The sequence below is a fragment of the Actinoallomurus vinaceus genome (genome assembly GCF_039542055.1).
Classification (GTDB): Bacteria; Actinomycetota; Actinomycetes; order Streptosporangiales; family Streptosporangiaceae; genus Actinoallomurus; species Actinoallomurus vinaceus.
Window position 1 is genome coordinate 528,163 of sequence record NZ_BAABHK010000006.1, and the last position, 18,890, is coordinate 547,052.

At 72.4% G+C, this 18,890-nt stretch carries 19 protein-coding genes; 11 read left to right on the forward strand and 8 right to left on the reverse strand.

Features of this window, described 5'->3' with window-relative positions:
* Positions 1-336: 336 nt before the first annotated feature.
* The 4 genes from ABEA24_RS24060 to ABEA24_RS24075 form a co-directional block, all read right to left on the reverse strand.
* Positions 337-3,471: an amidohydrolase family protein gene (locus tag ABEA24_RS24060; RefSeq protein WP_345433262.1), complete on the reverse strand. Its 3,135-nt coding sequence runs from the start codon at positions 3,469-3,471 to the stop codon at positions 337-339.
* A 292-nt stretch (positions 3,472-3,763) separates the two neighbouring features.
* A complete protein-coding gene (locus ABEA24_RS24065; RefSeq protein WP_345433263.1) occupies positions 3,764-4,120 on the reverse strand; it encodes an MCP four helix bundle domain-containing protein in 357 nt (118 codons plus the stop codon).
* A gap of 198 nt (positions 4,121-4,318) precedes the next feature.
* Positions 4,319-5,692 (reverse strand): hypothetical protein, encoded by a 1,374-nt coding sequence (locus tag ABEA24_RS24070; RefSeq protein ID WP_345433264.1) that lies wholly within the window; start codon positions 5,690-5,692, stop codon positions 4,319-4,321.
* On the reverse strand, positions 5,689-6,201 hold the full coding sequence (locus ABEA24_RS24075) for a SigE family RNA polymerase sigma factor (protein WP_345433265.1): 513 nt from the start codon (positions 6,199-6,201) through the stop codon (positions 5,689-5,691). The genes ABEA24_RS24070 and ABEA24_RS24075 overlap by 4 nt, the downstream gene beginning before the upstream one ends.
* Positions 6,202-6,327: 126 nt before the next feature.
* On the opposite strand from ABEA24_RS24075, the gene ABEA24_RS24080 reads away from it, so the two are divergent.
* Both ABEA24_RS24080 and ABEA24_RS24085 read left to right on the forward strand, forming a co-directional pair.
* A complete protein-coding gene (locus ABEA24_RS24080) occupies positions 6,328-7,368 on the forward strand; it encodes an LCP family protein (protein ID WP_345433266.1) in 1,041 nt (346 codons plus the stop codon).
* A gap of 177 nt (positions 7,369-7,545) precedes the next feature.
* Positions 7,546-7,704, forward strand: a complete 159-nt coding sequence (locus ABEA24_RS24085; RefSeq protein WP_345433267.1) for a hypothetical protein — start codon at positions 7,546-7,548, stop codon at positions 7,702-7,704.
* A 7-nt stretch (positions 7,705-7,711) separates the two neighbouring features.
* On the opposite strand, the gene ABEA24_RS24090 is transcribed toward ABEA24_RS24085, so the two are convergent.
* Positions 7,712-8,590, reverse strand: a complete 879-nt coding sequence (locus ABEA24_RS24090) for a DUF72 domain-containing protein (RefSeq protein ID WP_345433268.1) — start codon at positions 8,588-8,590, stop codon at positions 7,712-7,714.
* A gap of 23 nt (positions 8,591-8,613) precedes the next feature.
* Between ABEA24_RS24090 and ABEA24_RS24095 the strand changes: the two genes are divergently transcribed.
* Together ABEA24_RS24095 and ABEA24_RS24100 are read left to right on the forward strand one after the other, a co-directional pair.
* Positions 8,614-9,099: a glutathione peroxidase gene (locus tag ABEA24_RS24095; RefSeq protein WP_345433269.1), complete on the forward strand. Its 486-nt coding sequence runs from the start codon at positions 8,614-8,616 to the stop codon at positions 9,097-9,099.
* 11 nt (positions 9,100-9,110) lie between these two features.
* Positions 9,111-9,560: a TIGR00725 family protein gene (locus ABEA24_RS24100; protein WP_345433270.1), complete on the forward strand. Its 450-nt coding sequence runs from the start codon at positions 9,111-9,113 to the stop codon at positions 9,558-9,560.
* A 94-nt stretch (positions 9,561-9,654) separates the two neighbouring features.
* Here ABEA24_RS24100 and ABEA24_RS24105 read toward each other — a convergent pair whose 3' ends face one another.
* Positions 9,655-10,242: a hypothetical protein gene (locus ABEA24_RS24105; protein WP_345433271.1), complete on the reverse strand. Its 588-nt coding sequence runs from the start codon at positions 10,240-10,242 to the stop codon at positions 9,655-9,657.
* 87 nt (positions 10,243-10,329) lie between these two features.
* On the opposite strand from ABEA24_RS24105, the gene ABEA24_RS24110 reads away from it, so the two are divergent.
* Positions 10,330-11,268: an oxidoreductase gene (locus tag ABEA24_RS24110; RefSeq protein ID WP_345433272.1), complete on the forward strand. Its 939-nt coding sequence runs from the start codon at positions 10,330-10,332 to the stop codon at positions 11,266-11,268.
* Between the two features lie 72 nt (positions 11,269-11,340).
* On the opposite strand, the gene ABEA24_RS24115 is transcribed toward ABEA24_RS24110, so the two are convergent.
* Positions 11,341-11,877 carry a methylated-DNA--[protein]-cysteine S-methyltransferase gene (locus ABEA24_RS24115; protein WP_345433273.1) on the reverse strand — a complete coding sequence of 179 codons (537 nt, stop codon included), beginning with the start codon at positions 11,875-11,877 and terminating at the stop codon, positions 11,341-11,343.
* A 122-nt stretch (positions 11,878-11,999) separates the two neighbouring features.
* Between ABEA24_RS24115 and ABEA24_RS24120 the strand changes: the two genes are divergently transcribed.
* The 4 genes from ABEA24_RS24120 (at position 12,000) to ABEA24_RS24135 (ending at position 15,010) form a co-directional block, all read left to right on the forward strand.
* Positions 12,000-13,226: a citrate/2-methylcitrate synthase gene (locus ABEA24_RS24120; protein ID WP_345433274.1), complete on the forward strand. Its 1,227-nt coding sequence runs from the start codon at positions 12,000-12,002 to the stop codon at positions 13,224-13,226.
* A gap of 66 nt (positions 13,227-13,292) precedes the next feature.
* Positions 13,293-13,646, forward strand: coding sequence for a hypothetical protein (locus ABEA24_RS24125; protein WP_345433275.1), 354 nt, complete (start codon positions 13,293-13,295; stop codon positions 13,644-13,646).
* Positions 13,647-13,686: 40 nt separating this feature from the next.
* Positions 13,687-14,010, forward strand: a complete 324-nt coding sequence (locus ABEA24_RS24130; RefSeq protein ID WP_345433276.1) for a DUF3817 domain-containing protein — start codon at positions 13,687-13,689, stop codon at positions 14,008-14,010.
* Between the two features lie 76 nt (positions 14,011-14,086).
* Positions 14,087-15,010 (forward strand): bifunctional helix-turn-helix transcriptional regulator/GNAT family N-acetyltransferase, encoded by a 924-nt coding sequence (locus ABEA24_RS24135; protein WP_345433277.1) that lies wholly within the window; start codon positions 14,087-14,089, stop codon positions 15,008-15,010.
* A 498-nt stretch (positions 15,011-15,508) separates the two neighbouring features.
* Here ABEA24_RS24135 and ABEA24_RS24140 read toward each other — a convergent pair whose 3' ends face one another.
* The gene (locus ABEA24_RS24140; protein ID WP_345433278.1) at positions 15,509-16,609 is read right to left on the reverse strand and encodes a threonine aldolase family protein; all 1,101 of its coding nucleotides are present in this window, start codon (positions 16,607-16,609) and stop codon (positions 15,509-15,511) included.
* A 178-nt stretch (positions 16,610-16,787) separates the two neighbouring features.
* Here ABEA24_RS24140 and ABEA24_RS24145 point away from each other — a divergent pair, with 178 nt between their 5' ends.
* Complete coding sequence (locus tag ABEA24_RS24145; protein WP_345433279.1) at positions 16,788-18,065, forward strand: MFS transporter; 1,278 nt, start codon at positions 16,788-16,790, stop codon at positions 18,063-18,065.
* 17 nt (positions 18,066-18,082) lie between these two features.
* Positions 18,083-18,838, forward strand: a complete 756-nt coding sequence (locus tag ABEA24_RS24150) for an SDR family NAD(P)-dependent oxidoreductase (RefSeq protein ID WP_345433280.1) — start codon at positions 18,083-18,085, stop codon at positions 18,836-18,838.
* Positions 18,839-18,890: the final 52 nt, after the last annotated feature.

The window sequence follows — 18,890 nt, forward strand, 5'->3', positions numbered from 1 at the left end:
GGTCCCGGCGTAGGGCCTGTCCGCCGACCGCGACGACCGTCTCGGGCACTGCCCGGGCCGGGCTTGACGGCAGGGTCCGGCCTGCGGGCCGGGCCCTGCCGCTGACTCAGAGCCCGCGCGGAATGGACTGCCTGGCTCGCGGCGCCCTGGCGGCACCTCGCGGCGTTGTCGCCCCCACCCCACGAAAACGCGCCGGGACGGCTCCGCCGGGCGGCGCGTTTTCGCGGGGACCCCGGGAGGAGTCGACGGCCAAACCCGGGCCGACTCCCTCCTCCGCCTTGCGAGGCACTCGCCAGGACGCCGCTCCCTGATCCGGCGCCCATTCCGCGCGGGCTCTTAGGAGTCCTCGCAGCAGGACCGCTTGCTCTCCTCCAGATAGTGCGGGTCGTGCCACCAGTACCGCCGGTTGGAGGGATGCTCCGGGACGGGCGGCAGCATCCGCCCGACGGGCGCGGCCGTCGCGGCGGCTCGCTGGGCGGCGACGAACGGGGCGAGCAGTTCGTCCACGGTGTGCGCCTCCCCGTTGACCATGACCTGCCGGACGTCGGCGGCCCGCGCGATGTCCGTCAGGGGGTCGCCGCCCAGGAAGGCGAGGTCGGCGTACATCCCCGGCTTGATCTGCCCGAGGGGTTCCCCGAGGACCTCGCCGGCCACCCGCGTCGCGGTGGTCAGCGCCTCGTACGGGGTGAGGCCGTACTTCACCATGGCCCGGAGGTTCATGTGGGTACTGACGGCCGTGGTGGCGATGGGGGAGTCCGTGCCGGTGATGACCCGTCCGCCACCCCGGATCATGGCGGCGACCTGCGCGACCTGGCGGGCGAGGTTCTGCAGGTTGACGGTCTGGTCGGTGGTCTTGGCCGTCGTCACCGCCGTCTGCAGGGCGGCGTACTCCCACGCCGGGTAGAGCGTCGTCACCCGCCGGTCGGTGACGAGCGAGGTGTCGTCCCGGAAGAGCGACGCGGCCAGGAACAGCGTCGGCGTACGGGCCGCGCCGGAGGCGTTGAAGATGTCGATGACGTCGGCGTATCCGGTGCCGAGCGCGGTCACCGTCCGTGAGTAGCCGAACCGGTTCGTGGCGCCGATGTGCTCCATGCCGTCGCCGCCGAAGGCGAAGGCCGGGTAGTGGTAGTGCGAGGTGGCGGGCACGCCGTGCCGGTGCGCCCACTCGATCACCGTCCGCTGCCATTCGGTGGGCAGCCGTACGTACGCCTTCATGAGGTCGTAGTCGAGCGCGCCCGCGCGTTCGAGTTCGAGTTCGAGCTGGCGGGCGTCGAAGGTCGGGCGCATGAAGTTGTAGAAGATGCGCGGCCCGTCGACCGCCTCCCCGGTGGCGAAGTACCGGGGCGCGACGCGAGCGCCGGACTGGAACGACTCGCGCGCCTCGACCATGTGGTACGCCGGACTGCCCGGCGAACGGGTCGTCGTGACGCCCAGCGAGAGCCAGAGCCGGCCCTGGCGGTCGCCGTAGGCGTAGCCCTGCATCTCCCGGTGGTTGTGCATGTCGACCAGCCCGGGGACGACCACGGAGTCCCCGGCGTCGAGGATCCGGTCGCCGTGGCCGTGCCCGCGTGGCTCGACGGCGACGATGCGGTGGCCCTCGACCACGATGTCCACGTCGTGGCGCAGCTGCCGCGCGGTGCCGTCCCACATCCGCCCCGCGCGTACGACCGTGCGGCCCCGTGACTGCGTGTTCGTCCAGGTCAGCGGTGCCGGGACCGTACGGGTGCGGCGGCCGTCGGCGGACACGACGCGCAGGCGGCCGTTGTTCAGGAACAGCAGCTCGGAGGAGTCGCCGCTCCAGCTGACGGCGTCGGTGACCTCGTCGGTCACCTGCCGGGGCGCGCCCGACGGCGTGCCGTCGGGGTGGACGTCGACCACCCACAGCACGCTGGCCACGACGAACGCCATCTTGGTGCCGTCGGGAGACCACACCGGCCCGTCGTCGCCGCGCGTCTGGATCGAGCGCCCGGGCAGCGGGTCGACGTAGGTGCCGGCCCCGGTACGGCGGTCGACGAGGAGGATCTTGCTCAGGCCCTCGCGGTACCGCGCCGAGTACGGCTTGATCGCCGCCAGGGCGATGACGTTCCCGTCGGCGGACCAGGTCGGGCGGCCGGGCTCGAACGTCGCCGCGTAGACGCGCTGGACGTCCCCGGACGCCACCGCGACGGTGTAGAGCGCCCCGGTCTGGTCGAGGAACGCCAGGTGCGATCCGTCGCGGGACCACGTTCCGGAGACCGCCGCCGCGCCCGGCAGGTTCGTGAGCCGGCGGTCCTGCCCGGTGTGCAGGTCCCGGATCCAGATGTCGAGCTTGCCGCCGCGGTCCGTCGAGTAGGACAGGTAGCGGCCGTCGGGGGACCAGGCGGGGTCGCACTTCCACCAGTGGTCGCGGGTGAGCGGCCGCGGCGCCTGCCCGATCCGCATCGTGTAGATGTCGTTGAGCGCCCGGAACGCGACCTGCCCGCCGTCGGGCGACAGCACCGGGCTGCCGATGCCCACGGCGGGCTTCGCCGTCGTGGAGTCGAAGTCGCGCCGGCGCCTGCGGTACGACGGGGCGACGACCGTGACCGGCGCCGTGAAGCCGATGTCGCGCGGCCGCCCGCCGTCGAGCGACCGGCGGCGGATCCGGCCGTCCGCCGTGTAGACGAACTCCTTCGCCGACGGCCACGACACCCGGAACGGGAAGACCTCCTCGCCGGTCACCAGCGCCCGGCCCGACCGCCACAGCTCGCTGCGGCCGTCCGCGACGAGGGTGTAGACGACGTCCTTGCCGTCGGGCGTCCAGGCCGGGCCGTGGATCACCTGGCCCGTCGGCACCGTCACGGCCGTACTGCGCGCGCCGGTCGCCACCTCGACGACGTCGATGCGGGTGTTCGCGACGACGAACGCGATGCGGGTGCCGTCCGGCGACCAGGCCGGCTCGTACTCCTCCTCCGCCGAGTCGGTCACCGGGCCGACGGCCCCCGTGTCGAGCCGCAGCACGTGGATGCCGTAGCTCCCGGACAGGTCCGAGGAGAAGGCGATCCGGGCGCCGTCGGGGGAGAACCGCGGCTCCCGGTGGTCGTACGGCCCCTCGGTCAGCCGGTGGGGGTTCGATCCGTCGGCGTCCATCACCCAGAGGTCGAAGACGCCCTCGCGGTAGGAATGGAAGGTGAGCCGCCGCCCGTCCGGCGACCACTCGGGCTGCGCGATGTCGAACAGGTCGCTGGTCAGCCGGCGCGCGGGCCCGCCGGACGCCGGCAGGGTCCACAGCACGCCGACGAGGTCGATCGCGATGAGCCGTCCGTCGGGCGACACCTGGGCGGCCAGGTCCGTGCCCTCCCGCAGCCGTACCGCACGGCCCGTCGGCTCCGTTCCGGGCGCACGGGACGCGGTGGCGCCCTCGGCCGGAGCCGCCACGCCGATCCCCGCCCCCGCGACCGCCGCGGCGCCGGCCGCACCCGCCAAGAGCTCTCGCCGTCCGATGCCCGTCATGGGCGCTCCCATCCCGAGCAGGCCGCCTGCCCGAATCGGCGTCGCGGACGCGCGACGTCAGAGCGCCGGATGCCGAGGCCGCTCCGCCGTGATCGCGCACCCAAGGTCCTCAGGGACGCTAATCGGACAGACGATCATGCGCAGCGGCCTTGTCCGGATTCGGTCAAGGCAGCCGTCAGGCGCCGGATCGGCGCAGGACGGATCGCCTGAGAGGCGGGACGGGATCGCCTAAGAGTCCGCGCGGGCTCCAAGGCGCAAGACGGGATCGCTTGAGGCGCGGGACGGGATCGCCTCAGGAATCGGTGCGGCTCAGGTAGTCGATGTAGAGGGGACGCAGGGCGTCGGCGACGTCACCGCCACCCGCGTGGACCAGCTCGTTGAGCATCGACGACAGATGGGAGACGTCGGCCTCCGCCTGGTCCGGGTGACCCGCGACCGCCTCGGCCGCGGGGATCGCCCTCAGCAGCCGCCACAGGAACCCGACGTCGAGATGGCGCACCGCGCGCTCGATGGCCCGGTCGTGCAGCTCCTTGGACGACAGCGTCTCCAGCTCTTCCACCATGCCCCTATTCGACCATGACCCGCCGCCGCCCCGGCCGCCGGTCCGCCGGATCCGGCGGACCGGGCCGGTCCCGGTCAGGTCCGCCATCCCGCAGGACGGTGAGCACGCCCGCTGCTCAGCGTCGGGGATCGGCCGGTCTGCGGACCGCCTGCGAGGTCCGATCGGGCGAAGGCCCCCGCTCTGGGCCGGCGAGGGTGCCGTCCCGGAACGGACGGGCAGTCCCGCCGTCCCGGAACGGACACCCCTACTCCTCCGTGGGCGAGGCCGCCGGGCACCCAGGACCGGTCACCAGGGAACATTCCGGCCGAGTGTGAAGTCCAGGTCCGGCTGGCCGAAGCCGCCGCGGGCCACGATCTTGCCCGCGCCGTCGACCACGTGGTACTCGCAGCCGTGCAGCTCCTCCGTGGAAAGCCGGGGCGAGAACGTCGCCAGGCCGGTGGCCCCCGCCCGCGCGGCCATCATCATCGTCCCGTGGTTCCACAGCTCCACGCGGACCCCTGCGCCGTTCGGGACGTACACCGCGCCGAGCGTTGGCTTCTGGTCCTCCGGCAAGGGCTTGTCGACGGCCGGGGTCCAGCCGATCGGGCGCTGAGCGTCGGCGGCGTCGCGCACCCGCACCGCGTACCTCTCCTGGTCGGTGGTGCCGTCCTTGAAACGGTAGGTGTCCTGGATGACCCGGATCTCGGGTTCGGAGGGGACACGGATGGTCGCGACGAGGGCGTCGACGCCGCCGGGCAGCCGGTCCCCCCACCAGAAACGGTAGGTCAGCTGGTCGCCGGTCAGCCCGAAGTAGCCGGCCGTGCCGTCCAGGAGCCCGCGGGCCTGCTCGGCGTCGACGTGCCCGGCCGCCTGGGCGACGGCCTTGCCGACGGCGGGCCAGTAAGCGGGGGAGTTGTTCCGCGACAGGGTGTAGGGCACGTCCTGCGCCTCGCTGTACCGGGCGCCGATGCGGAACTTGACGCTGAGCTGTCCCAGCCGTGCCCCGGGGACGTCGGTCAGCACAGCGCCCTGGTCGGCCCGGACCGTGCGCACCTCGCGATACGGGGTGCCGTCTTCGCGGTGGGCGATGGCCGGCGACACCTTGACATCGGTCATCGTCGGCGGGCCGAGGACCAGAAGCGGGCCGGTGCCGCCGGCGAACCAGACGATCGGCTCGGGATCGAGGGGCAGGCTGTCGTCCCCGAAGAGGCTGTTGTCCTTCATGGCGCGTGGTCCGTCACCCGAGGCGCCGAGCCACACGGAACCCCGCGCCGACCGTCCGCGAACGGTGACGACCACGGCGACACGGTGCCGTCCGTCGTCGTGTGCGTAGAGGACGTACGCCATATCGCCTGAGTGGTCGCGGCGCAGCGCCTCCTCGCGCAAGGCCCCCAGGAACGCCCGATCGTGGGCGAGCGAGCCGCGTAGCGGCCAGCTCAGCGCGCCGCCGTGCCGTGCCGAGAGCGACCCGTCGCGGACGGCCAGGCCGTGCAGCCCGGCGGGCACGCCGACCGCCAGGACCGCGGTGACCGCCAGTGCCCCGGCGACGGAGGCCCGGCGGCGCCGGCGGGCGCGGGCGATGCGGCGCGCGGTGGCCGGGTAGGGGTCGGGGGCGGTGGGGACGCTCTCGGCCCGGGCCGAGAAGGTCGCCCGCAGTTCGTCTTCCAGGTTCGGGCTCATCGGTCCCTCCGCGCGGTCTCGGGTTCGCGTTTCAACGCGACGCGCAGCCGGTCCAGGCCGCGCGAGGTCTGGCTCTTCACGGTGCCGAGCGAGCAGTCCAGGACGCGGGCCACCTCCGCCTCCGGCAGGTCCTCGAAGTAGCGCAGGACGAGGATGGAGCGCATCCGCGGCGGCAGGGTCAGGACCGCCGACCACAGCTCGTCCCGTACGTCGTAGGCGGCGTGTGGATCGGCAGAGGGAGGCTCCGGCAGGACGTCCGTCACCTGCTCGGCGACCCTCTTGCGCCGCCATCGGCTGTTGTTGAGGTTGACCAGGATCCGCCGCACGTAGACCTCGGGGGCGTCCGACCGCCGGATGCGCGTCCAGTGGCGATGCGCCCGGACCAGTGCCGTCTGCACCAGGTCCTCGGCCTGCCCGTGGTCGCCCGTCAGCAGGTACGCCGTCCGCAGGAGGGCGTGCCACCGTGCGGTGACGAACTCCCGGAACTGCTCTTCGGCTTCCGCGTTCACACCACCTCCGACACGATGAGGACGCGCAAAGGTTGAACCGCACTCCGAAGAATGATGATCCGGATTGGGTGAATCATCCGGGAAGGTGACGCGAGTAGTGGTTTCTTCCCTCTACGGTGGGTGACCATGAGTAATCGGCCGGAGCACGGACGGGTCGGCGCGCCACCGTACGCCGACGCGCCGGGATCGTACGACCAAGACGTGGTGCCGCCGCGGCGGCGGGCCCGCTGGGGGCGGCGCCTGCTGATCGCCTTCCTCGTCCTCCTCCTGCTGCTCGTGGGCGGCTACTTCTACCTCGACTCGCGGCTGCACCGCATCGACGTCTTCGAGGACTACGCCGGGCGGCCGGGGGACACTCCGGGCACGAACTGGCTGATCGTCGGCTCCGACAGCCGCGAGGGCCTGTCGTCGTCGCAGCGCAGCGAGTTCAAGACCGGCAAGGCCGCGGGTCGCCGGACCGACACGATGATGCTGCTGCACATCGGCGACCACGGCCAGACGCTGGTGAGCCTGCCCCGCGACTCGTACGTGCCGATCCCCGGCCACGGGTCGAACAAGCTGAACGCCGCGTTCGCCTTCGGCGGCCCGAAGCTGCTCGTCCGCACCGTCGAGCAGGCGACGAAGATCCACATTGACCACTACGCGGAGATCGGCTTCGCCGGGTTCGTCGGCATGACCGACGCGGTCGGCGGCGTGAAGATGTGCATCCCCGAGGAGATGAAGGACCACAAGGCGGGCATCGACCTCAAGCCGGGCTGCCAGACGCTCAAGGGCGGCCAGGCCCTCGGCTTCGTCCGCAGCCGCGCCTTCGCCCGCGCCGACCTGCAGCGGGTCGAGAACCAGCGCAAGTTCCTCGCCGCGCTGGTGCACAAGGCCACCAGCCCCGGCGTGCTGCTGAACCCCTTCCGGATCATCCCGTTCGCGCTGCGCTCCACCGACAACTTCGCGGTCGACCAGGACGACCACCTGTACAACCTGGTGGACTTCGCCTGGGCGATGCGCGGCATCACCAGCGGCGACGGCCTGACCACGACGGTCCCCGTCGGCGGCACCGGCTCGGCGCCCGGCGTCGGGGAGTACATCACCTGGGACACCCAGCGCGCCGGGACGCTCTTCCGCGACCTGCGCGAGGACCAGCCGGTGCCGAGGAGCTTCGGCACCCGCTGAGCGCGCCGGGAGCCCGGGCCGTAGCGGCCCCGGGCTCCCGGTTCACCTCCCGTCGCGGCAGTCCCCTCGGAAACTTTTGCCGTTTCAGGTCACCGCTTTGCGGGGAGTCCCTGCTGTCCGCCCCCATAACTGGGAAGTTACTCCATGTATCTCATTCGATACGGGGAGTGACTCGCGATGAAGAAGACCCTGAAGTGGGGGGGACTGGCGTTCCTGGCGTTCTACCTGATCAGCCGTCCGCACAACGCGGCCAACGTCGTGCACGGGGCACTGACCGGCGTCAGTGGCGCGGCGAACTCGCTGTCGACCTTCGTCAGTGACCTGCCGAACAAATAGTGTCCGCTCACTCGGACGGGGCGAGCAGCGCGGCCAACCGGGCCGCGTTGCGCTGTGCGTAGTCCCGATAGCAGTTGTTCATCAGAACGTGTGTCGTGTCGGCGTCCTCGGCGAGCCTCCGTAGCCGGGGCGCCCACTCCCTCAGCTCCCGCTCCCCGTACAGGTAGCCGAACCGCTCGTAGATGTTCTTGCTGGTCCACTTGTCGGAGTGGCCGTGGAACCGCACGACCGCCAGGCCGGACGTCGCGGTCAGTACAGGCGGGATCGAACTCGGATGCCCCTGCGGCATGTCCACGCTCACGTACGGCACGTCGTACCTGAGTAGGAAGTCCAGGGTCTCCTCGCGATTGTCCTCGCTCATCCAGGTGTGGTTCCGGAACTCCACGCAGACGCGCATCGGCTCGCACCGTCGCTTGACCTGCAGGATGTACTCCTTGTTCGCCCGCCCGATCGGGAACCACTGCGGGAACTGGAACAGCAGGGCGCCCAGCCGGCCCGCCTCCTGCAACGGCCACAGCGACTCGAGGAACCGCTGCCAGACCTCATCCGCGACGTCGTCGGGGACGTCCCGCAGATACAGGGTCTTCTTGTCCGGCACCCGCTCCCGCAGCTCCTTGTACAGCGCGGCCGGCCGGGTGGGGTGCCGGGTGAGCAGGGAGAAGGCCTTGACGTTGAACGTGAAGCCCGGCGGCGTACGGTCGCGCCAGTAGCCGACGGTCCGCTCGGCGGGCGGCGCGTAGTACGTCGAGTCGACCTCGACCAGCGGAAATCGCGACGCGTAGTACTTCAGGCGCTCCTCGGCGGTCTTGACCTCCGGCGGGTACCAGTCCGTCTCGAGCAGCGTCTTGTCCGTCCACGACGCGGTGCCCACCAGGATCTCGCCCATAGACCCAGACTAGGATTCCGATCGTGTCGATCTATGATGTGGACATCCAGCGCCTTCAGGGCGGGCCCGCCGACCTCGGCCAGTACCGCGGCAGGACCGTGCTCCTCGTGAACGTCGCCTCCAAGTGCGGCCTCACCCCGCAGTACGAGGGACTGCAGCGGCTGCAGGAGACCTACGCCGACCGCGGCTTCACCGTGCTGGGCGTGCCGTGCAACCAGTTCGCGGGCCAGGAGCCCGGCACGTCGGAGGAGATCGCCGAGTTCTGCTCGACGACGTACGGCGTCGACTTCCCGCTCACCGAGAAGGTCGACGTCAACGGCGACGACCGGCATCCGCTGTACGCCGAGCTGGTCGGCGTCCCGGACGCCGCCGGCTACACCGGCGACATCCGGTGGAACTTCGAGAAGTTCCTGATCGGCCCGGACGGCGCGGTCGTGGCTCGGTTCGACCCGCGCACCGAGCCGGACACCGACGAGCTCGTCGGGGCGATCGAGAGCAACCTGCCCTGATCCAGGTGGCGGTGTGCGGTCCCAGCGACTGCACCGACGCGGAGCGCGACGCGGCGTATGAGGTCGGCAGGCTGCTGGCCGCGCGCGGCGCGGTCGTGCTGTGCGGCGGATACTCCGGGGTCATGGCGGCGGTCGCCGAGGGCGCCCGCTCCGCCGGCGGCATGGTGGTCGGCGTCCTGTCCCGGGCCGACCGTGAGGGCGCCGCTCCGGGGCTGAGCGCGGCCATCGCCACGGGCATGGGCGAGGCGCGCAACGCCGTCCTCGTCGCCTCCGCCGACGCCGTCATCGTCATCGGCGGTTCGTGGGGGACGCTGTCGGAGCTGGCCCTGGCCATGCGCCGCGGCGATGTTCCCGTCGTGCAGCTCGGCGGCTGGCAGGTGCTCGACGAACACGGCGAGCCACTGCCCGGGATCCGGCGTGCCGAGACACCGGAGGAGGCCGTCCGCCTGGCGGGCGGGTAGTTCTCCGGAGCACGGGCGCCGTCCGACCGGCGGATCTGTGGCCTCTGAAGCGCTGGACGGGCGGCGGCGCCTGGCGGGCGCTGGACCGGCCGTGTCAGGCCAGGAGCGCCTCGATCCGCGCGACCGAGTCCGGGCCGGCGAGCTCGACGGTCGGCACCGGCCCGTTCGCGAGCCGGTCGGCCAGCGCGGAGACCGCCTCCGCGCGGCGGGCGACGTAGTCGACCTCGTCGGTCCCCGGCGGGCGGCCGTGCAGGAGGGTGGCCACCTCCACCAGCGCGAGATGACCGGCGTCCAGCGCGATCCCGGGTCCGGCGGTGCGGCGCAGCCGCCCGTACGCGGTGACGAGACGGCGAACCGCAGGATGGGACACGTCGAGCAGCACACCGCGGTGAAGCGCCTTCGTGTGCCGCCGGAGAGCGCGACGGCGCGCCCCGCGCAGCACCGCCGCCTGCGCGGGCAGCGCCAGGCCGAGCGCCAGACAGGCGACCGCCACGACGGTCAGCCAGGCGGGCAGGCGGGCGAGGACGACCACGGCGAGCAGGGCGGCGCCGCCCGCGGCGAGCACCACCTCGGGGACCCCGATCCCCTTCTCCGGTTCTCCGGCCGGTACACGGCGGTCGTCCGCCGCCGGCGCGTCGACGAGCGGACCGGACCGATGCGGGACGATGACCTGCGACGGCATGATCCGATTATCGACCGAGGCGGCCCTCGTCAAACGGACGCCGTTCCGGTCCGCCGAAACCGAAGCGCGTTCTAGTATGGTCCGCCAGTGGAGGTGGCGGACATGGCCAAGTGGACCACCGATGAGATCCCCGACCTCGCCGGGAGACGAGCCGTCGTCACCGGCGCCAACAGCGGCATCGGCCTGTGCACCGCGCTCGAACTGGCCCGGCACGGCGCCACCGTGGTCCTCGCCTGCCGGAGCGCCGAACGCGGTCGCGCCGCCCTGGACCGGATCCGGACGGCCGTGCCCGAGTGCGACGTCGTCCTCGGCTCCCTCGACCTGGCGGACCTGGCCTCGGTGCGGGCCTTCGCCGAGGAGCACGGCACGACAGGGCTCGACCTGCTCGTCAACAACGCCGGGGTGATGGCACTGCCGCGGCGGACCACCCCCGACGGGTTCGAGTTGCAGTTCGGCACCAACCACCTGGGGCACTTCGCCCTCACCGGTCTGCTGCTGCCCGCCCTGCTCGACCGCCCCGGCGCGCGGGTCGTCACCGTGACGAGCATGATGCACTGGCTCGGACGCCTCGACTTCGACGACCTCGACGGCGAGCGCCGGTACGGGAAATGGACGGCCTACTGCCAGTCCAAGCTCGCCAATCTCGTCTTCGCCAAGGAGCTCGACCGCCGGGCGAACGGCCGGCTGATCAGCGCCGCCGCCCACCCCGGGTACGCCGCGACCAACCTGCAACAGGCCGGGCCCCGCATGAGCGGCAGCCGGATCGGCGAGGTCCTCAATGGCGTGGCCAACACGCTCTTCGCCCAGTCCGACACCGGCGGCGCGCAGCCCACGCTGTACGCGGCGACCGCCACGGAGGTGCGCGGCGGGCAGTGCTACGGCCCACGCGGGCCGGGTCAGAGCCGAGGAGCCCCGCGCCGCGTACCGACGCTGCGCAAGGCGGGCGATCCCGAACTCGGCCGCCGCCTCTGGGAGGTCTCCGAGCAGCGCACCGGCGTCACCTACGACGCCCTGCGCCAGGACTGACCGGCCGGGCCGTCACCAGGAAGGGGCGACCGAACTTCACCTCTGAGTAATCGAGTTATCGCTTTCCATGTCCTATGAGTGCGGCCCGGCGTCCGGGTCCCAGTCGAGGGTCGCGGGGATGGCGCCTTCCATCGTGAGGAGCCAGCGTTTGACCTCGACGCCGGAGCCGCCGCTGTAGCCGCCGAGACCGTCGGTGGCCACCACGCGGTGGCAGGGCACGACGATCGGGATCGGGTTGGATCCCATGATCGAGCCGATGGCCCGTGCCGGCACTCCCGTGCCGCTGAGGTCGGCCAGGCCTCCGTACGTCACCGTCTCGCCGTAAGGCACGCCGGCGTACAGCTTCTCCAGGACCTCGCGCTGGGCACCGGACGTGTGGCGCCAGTCGATCGGCAGGTCGAAGGCCCGTAGTTCGTCCGTGAAGTAGGCGGCCAGCTGGTCGCGCACCGGCTCCGTGCGCTCCGGGGCGTCGACCAGGGGGAGTCCGGCCCTCAGCCGGGCCCGCTCGCGGGGCGTGTCCCGGAAGGACAGCCCGCTCAGGCCTTCGGCGGTGCAGGCGAAGGCCAGCCGCCCCAGCGGCGTCTCCAGCGTTCCGATCGCGACGTCCACCCTTTCTTCCTACCAATCCCCAGGGGCCGACGCTCGCGAGAATCCGACATCGTGGTCGTTCGGCGGGCCACCGGCGCCGGGACCCGATCAATGTTGATGCTTCGTCAACTACGGTGGCGGTCGTGACGGAGACGGCGGGTGAGTGGATCGACGCGGCCCGGGCGGCGGAACGGCTCGGGGTCAAGCCGGCCACCTTGTACGCCTATGTCAGCCGTGGCGTGCTCAGGCGGCGGCGCTCGCCGGACGGGCGGCGCAGCCTCTTCGACCCGGCCGAGATCGAGGAACTGGCCCGCAGAGGACGGCCGCGGCGACCGCCCGGCGCGAGTGAGCTGGTCATCGAGTCGCGGGTCACCGCGCTGGGCGACGACCGCCCGTACTACCGGGGGCGCGACGCCCTTGACCTCGCCGGTTCGCACGACTTCGAGGCCGTCGCCGAGTGGCTGTGGGCCGGTGAGCCCTCGTCGGCGGGCGGCGACGCGTGGCGGCCGAGTCCGCAGGCGGTCGCGGTCGCGCGGGCGGCCCAGTCCGGCCTGCCGGGAGAGACCCTGCCGCTGGACCGGCTGCAGGTGATCACGACGGCTCTGGCCGCGGCCGACCCGGTGCGCCTCGTCCTCGACGCCCCCGCCGTCGTCGCCCTGGGGCGACGGCTCATCGCCGGAATGGTGGAGTCGCTGCCCGCCGCCGGTGGCGATGCCGATCCACCGGGCGGGGCGTCGATCGCGGCGCGCCTGTGGACGCGTCTCACTCCTCAGGAACCACGGCCCGCGACGGTGCGCGCGCTCAACGCCGCCCTCGTGCTGCTGGCCGACCACGAACTGGCCTCGTCCACCCTCGCCGCCCGCATCGCCGCGTCCGTGCGCGCCGACCCGTACGCCGTCGTGACCGCCGGGCTCGGGGCGGCGGGAGGCGGCCTGCACGGTGGCGCCTCGCTCGGCGCGGAGGCGTTCCTCGCCGAGATCCCCGCGCCCGAGCGGGCCGCGCGGGTCATCGGCGAGCGCCTGCGCCGAGGCGAAGGCGTCCCGGGCTTCGGGCATCGTGTCTACCGGGTCCGGGACGGCCGCGCCGGATGCCTGCTCGACCTGGTCCGGGCCGCCGCGCCGGACCACGAGCGGCTCGCCGTCGCCGAGACGGTGCTGGCGGAGGCGCGCGGCCGCGGGCTCCCCGGGGTGAACGTCGACTTCGCGCTCGCGACGCTCGGCGCCGTGACCGGGATGGGACGGGGAGCGGGAGAGGCGATCTTCGCTGTCGCCCGTACGGCCGGTTGGCTCGCGCACGCCCTGGAGGAGTACGCCCGGGGCACGCCGCTGCGCCCGCGCGCCATCTACACGGGCCGGCCCCGTGACGTATGACCACGGATGATCCCGCTGGGGTGGACCCGGGGCAGGCCTTGGCATGGGGGCGGGTACGCTCGATGCGTGCGACGGTTCTTTCGGCCCGGCTGGCTCGGACTCCACCTGATCGCCATCGTGCTGATCGGCGTGTTCATGCTGGCCGGCTGGTGGCAGCTGGCGCGTGCCCAGGGCGGCAACCTGCAGAGCTGGGCGTACGTCATCGAATGGCCGATGTTCGCGATCTTCGTGGTCGCGATGTGGGTGCGGATGGTGCGGGACGAGCTGCGCGGCGAGACGAACGCCGACCCGGGCACGGTCACCCCGCCGAACGCCGCGCCGTCGCCCCGGCTCGATGACATCGACGACGAGGAGGACGAGGAGCTGGTGGCCTACAACCGCCGCCTCGCCCGGCTGAACGACGAGGCGTCGCGCCCCTGACGGCGCGGGCTTCACGGAGGGACGACCCGTGCAAGGAGCGGTGACCCGCTATCGCGTCATGGCGTACGTGACCGGCGTGCTGCTGATCGTGCTGTGCTTCGTCGCGGTGCCGCTGAAGCTGTTCGCGCACAACGGCGTGCTGTCCACCGCCGTCGGCATCCCGCACGGCATGGTGTGCTACCCGCTCTACCTGCTGACCACCTTCGACCTCTACCGCCGGGTCCGCTGGCCGCTGAGCAAGATGGTGCTGGTCGTGCTGGCCGGGATCATTCCGTTCCTGACCTTCTACATCGAGCGGCGGGTCGTGGCCGAGCTGCGCGAGCAGACCGCCCCGGCGCGGCGCACGGACGCCGCCGGGGTCTGATCTTTCGATCACGTTTGGACCGTACGACTCTGCGGGGTTATCTTTGACTGCGTCAACTTAATCGTTGAGGTGGTCAATGAATACTGTCGTGCCGTCGGACCGCGTCGCCGCCGTCCGCGCGTTCAATCGCTTCTACACCTCCGTCATCGGCGTGCTGAACGAGGGTCTGCTCCAGACGCCGTACTCCCTCACCGAGGCCAGGGTGATCTTCGAGCTCGCCCGCCGGGACGCCTGCGAGGTCGCCGACCTGCGCCGGTCGCTCGACCTGGACGCCGGCTACCTCAGCCGCATGCTGTCCCGCTTCGAGACCGACGGGCTCATCGTCCGCGGACGCGCCGAGGACGACGCCCGGCGGCAGATGGCCCGGCTCACCGAGCGCGGCCGCGAGGCGTTCCAGGACCTGGACGCCCGGTCGGCGGCCCAGATCGACCAGAAACTGTCCGGGCTCACCGAAGAGGACCAGCGCCGGCTGCTGGGCGCGATGGGCGTGATCGAGGGACTGCTGGGGGAGCGCCCGCGGCCCGCGTCGTACGTGCTGCGGCCGCTCGGCCCCGGCGACCTCGGCTGGGTGATCCAGCGGCACGGCGCCCTGTACGCCGCGGAGTACGGCTTCAACACGTCCTTCGAGGTGCTCGTCGCCCGCATCGTCGCCGAGTACGGCGAGCACCACGGACCCGGCGACAACGCGTGGATCGCGGAGATCGACGGCGAGCCGGTCGGAACCATCTTCTGCGTACGGGAGAGCGAGCGGGTCGCGCGGCTTCGCCTGCTCCTGGTCGAGCCGTCCGCGCGCGGTCACGGCGTGGGAGGCCGGCTCGTCGAGGAGTGCGTCAGGTTCGCCCGCCGGTCGGGGTACGACGAGATCGTCCTGTGGACCCAGGACACCCTGACGGACGCCCGCCGCCTCTACGAGCGCGCCGGGTTCGAACTGGCCGCGGAGGAGCCGTACGACGGCTTTGGGCCGGAGACGAAAGAGCAGACCTGGCGCATGAAACTGTGACCACGGCACTGGCCCGCGGCGTCGTATGGTTCGCCGCGGGCCAGTGGGACCGTTTCGAGTCGAGAGGGTTTCAGGCGTCAGGTCATCCATGCTCCTTTCGCGCGTGCCGTGTCGGCGGATGGGGTGCCGGGCCGGCGGCGAAACTCGGGAACACCGCCGGCCCGGCCGGTTCGACGCGGACGCCGTGGGGGCGTACGGCATCCACGCCGGAGGACTTGGAGGGCCGGGTGCCGTACGCTCTCGCCCTGCACGGGTGGGGGGAAAACACCCGCCGGTGTCGTACGGTCATGCCGGCCCTCCTCGAATCGCAGACGATGGGCGGGGCCCGGAGTATCCCCAGCGATCCCATCACGTGGCGTTGCGATCTCGTTACTGTGAGTACCCGTCATCCATGAGGGCGTAAACCGAGGTCAAGCGAGAAATCTGCGCCGGGGCCGACCGGCAAAGATCACGTCACCTCGTCACCCTCGGTGGCGAGCGGCCCGAGGGCGGTGGTCCTCAGTAGCCGGCGGCGCGTTCGATGAGACGTCCGCCGATCTCGGTGACGTCCGCCGCCGTCCAGTCGAGGGCCGGGGCCGCAGCGGTGATCTCGGCCATGGCGACCCCGGGGATCTCCGTGTCCTGCCACCCGGAGGCGAACCACACCTTCTCCTCCTCGGCCAGCACCAGCGCCGCGTCGTTCAGCGCCCGGGCCGGATGGGGCAGCCACAGGCGGAACCGGTGGACGTGCGGCGGCTCCGGGAACACTCGCGCGCCGGGCAGTGCGGCCAGGGCGGCGGCGACCGTCCGCGCATGCCGTACGTACTCCGGGATGCGCGGCAGCTCGCGGTCGAGGCCGGAGATCGCGGTGAGGGCGGCGGGCCACTGCTGGAACACCTGGCCGCCGAAGCGATGCCGCCAGGCGCGAGCGTACGAGGCGAGCTCCCCGGTGCCCGCGAGCGCCGCTCCGCTGAGGCCGCCCAGCGTCTTGTAGAACGAGACGTACGTGCTGTCGGCCAGCCCGGCGATCTCTTCGAAGGAGTGCCCGAGGTACGGCGCGGACTCCCAGATCCGAGCGCCGTCGAAGTGCACGCGCGCGCCGGCGCCGCGCGCGGCCGCCGCCAGGGCGGCCAGCTCGTCCCAGGTGGGCAGGACGAACCCGGCGTCGCGGAGCGGGAGCTCGATCACGACGGTGCTCGCCGGCTCGGCGAGCGCGGTGATCTCCTCTGCCGTGGGGTTGCGGGGCTCGGCCGTCGGCCAGACGGCGCGCAGCCCGCTCAACCACGAGTACGCGTGGCGTTCGTGCAGCTCCTGGTGGCCGAGCGGATGGAGGGCGACCGTCGGGTTCCCGGTACGGTCGGCGCCGTACCGCAGCGCCACCTGCTGGGCCATCGTTCCGGTGGGGAAGAAGACGGCGGCCTCGGTGCCCAGGATCTCGGCGACGCGCTCCTCCAATGTGGTCACCGGGCCGTCGCCGTAGAAGTCGGGCAGCGCGTCCAGATCCCCGGCCGCCTCCAGGTCGGCGAGTCGCTCCCGCATGGTCGCGGGCCGTACCCCGGAGAGGATCCGGTCGCAGGCTCGCAGCGCGGCCAGGCGGCGATCTCGCGTGTTCTCGGGCATCGGAGGATCGTTCCACGGTGCCCGCACGGCGCGCCATCCGATTTCCCGGCGCCGATCAGGCACCGCCCCCAGATATTTGACCGATTGATCTAGAAATGACTAGGGTTCGGCCGTGACCACGAGGACAACGTCGGGCACCGCGCGGCCTGAAACAAGAACGATTGGTCTTAATAGACCTGTGATCGCCTTCGCGCTGCTCGGAGCCGTGCAGGTCACGCTGATCGCGACGATCACCGTGATCACCGTGGCGCTGCCCGCCATCCGGCGGGACCTGCGGATGGACGACGCCGGGATGGTGCTGGTCATGTCCGCCTACGGCCTGGCCTTCGGCGGCCTGTTGCTCCTGGGCGGACGGCTGGCCGACGCCTGGGGGCGCAGGAGGATCTTCGTCGCCGGCACGGCGGTGTTCGGTGTCGCCTCGGCCGCCGCCGGTCTGGCGCCCTGGGCCGGCCTGCTGCTGCTCGCCCGGTTCGCCCAGGGCGTCGGCGCGGCACTGACGGCGCCTGCGGCATTGGCCCTGGTGGGCGCGGTCATCCCCGAGCCCCGGCGGCGAGCGCGGGCCATGGCGGTCTGGGGCGTGCTGAGTAGCGCCGGCGCCACCGCGGGAACGGTGCTGTCCGGCGTGGTGATCGGCTGGGTCTCCTGGCGGTGGGTGTTCGTCGCACCGGTGGCGGTCTCGGCCATCGCGGCGAGCGCGGCGTGGAGACTGTTCCCCGCCGATCGTCCCCCGGCCGAGAGGCGCGTCGACTGGCCCGGTGCCGTGCTGGCGACCACCGGCCTGGCCGCGCTGATCTACGGGCTGGAGCGCTCCGGCCGCGCCGCCCTGGCCGGCGTCCTGCTCCTCGCGCTGTTCGCCCTGGTCGAGCGGCGGGCACCGGCCCCGCTGCTGCCGTTGCCGTTCCTGCGCGGACGCCTGCTGCCGGTGCTCGCCGTCACGCTCTGCGCGGCGTCCATGGCCACGGCGTTCTTCATGCTCTCCCTCCATCTGCAGCAGGTACGCGGCCTGTCGCCGCTGCGGACGTCGGCCGTCTTCCTGCTGCCCGCGCCGGCCCTCCTCGCCTCCGGCCCCATCGCCGGGCGGCTCGTCTCCTCCCTCGGGGCCCGCCGCGTCCTGGCGCTGGGACTGGCCACGTCCGCCGCCGGTCTCGTCCTGCTCAGCCTCCTCGACGTGCCGTACGCCGGGCTGCTCGTCTTCCCCTTCGGCGCCGGGACGACGTTCTCCGCCGCCCTGCTCGCCGCGATGCACGGCGTGCGCGAGGACCAGACCGGCCTGGCGGGCGGCCTGGTGAACACGGCGATGGAGATCGGCCCGCCCATCGGCCTGGCGGTGCTCGTCTCCCTGGCCACCGCCCACTCGCCCGACCCGGCGAGCGGCTACGCGTACGCGCTGCGCGTCGCCGCCGTCGCCCTTCTGACCACCGCGGTCTACGCGGCGCTCCCGCGCCGTACCGAGTAAGCAAAGGAGAACACGGAATGTCTCGTTTCACCGGCAAGGTGGCCCTCGTCACCGGCGGAGGCTCCGGAATCGGCCGGGCGACCGCGCTCGCGTTCGCCCGGGAGGGCGCGACCGTGGTGGTCGCCGGGCGTCAGGCCGAGCCGCTCGACCAGGCCGTGACGCTGATCGAGGCCGAAGGCGGCCGGGCGAGCGCGGTGCCGGCCGACGTCTCCTCCTCCGAGGACGTCGCCCGGCTCGTCGCGACCACCGTCGAACGCCACGGCGGCCTGCACATCGCCTTCAACAACGCGGGCGTCCTCGCGCCCGGCCCGCTCGCCGACCTGGACGAGGCCGCCTGGGACCACCAGCTCGCCGTCAACCTGACCGGCGTCTTCCTCTGCATGCGACACGAGATCGCCCACATGCGCGCCAACGGCGGCGGCGTCATCGTCAACACCGCGTCCAACATCGGCGCGCACCTGCGAATCCCGTACCTCGGCGCGTACGCGGCCACGAAGGCGGCGGTGAGCGCGCTGACCCGCGCCGCGGCCAGGGAGTACATCGGGGAGGGCATCCGCATCAACGCCATCAGCCCCGGGCCCGTCGAGACGTCCATGTCCCTGCGGCCCGGCGAGGCCGAGGCCGACCGCGCCGAACGGCTCAAGGACGCGCTGCCGATCGGCCGGGCCGGGACCCTCGCCGAGGCCGCCGCCGCGGTGCTCTGGCTCGCCTCGCCGGAAGCGGGCTTCACGGTCGGCCACGACCTGGTCATCGACGGGGGCGCCAGCGCCTGACCCGAAGGGTTCGAGCCTTTCGGCACAGGGCTGAGGGGGGCCTGCCGGCCCC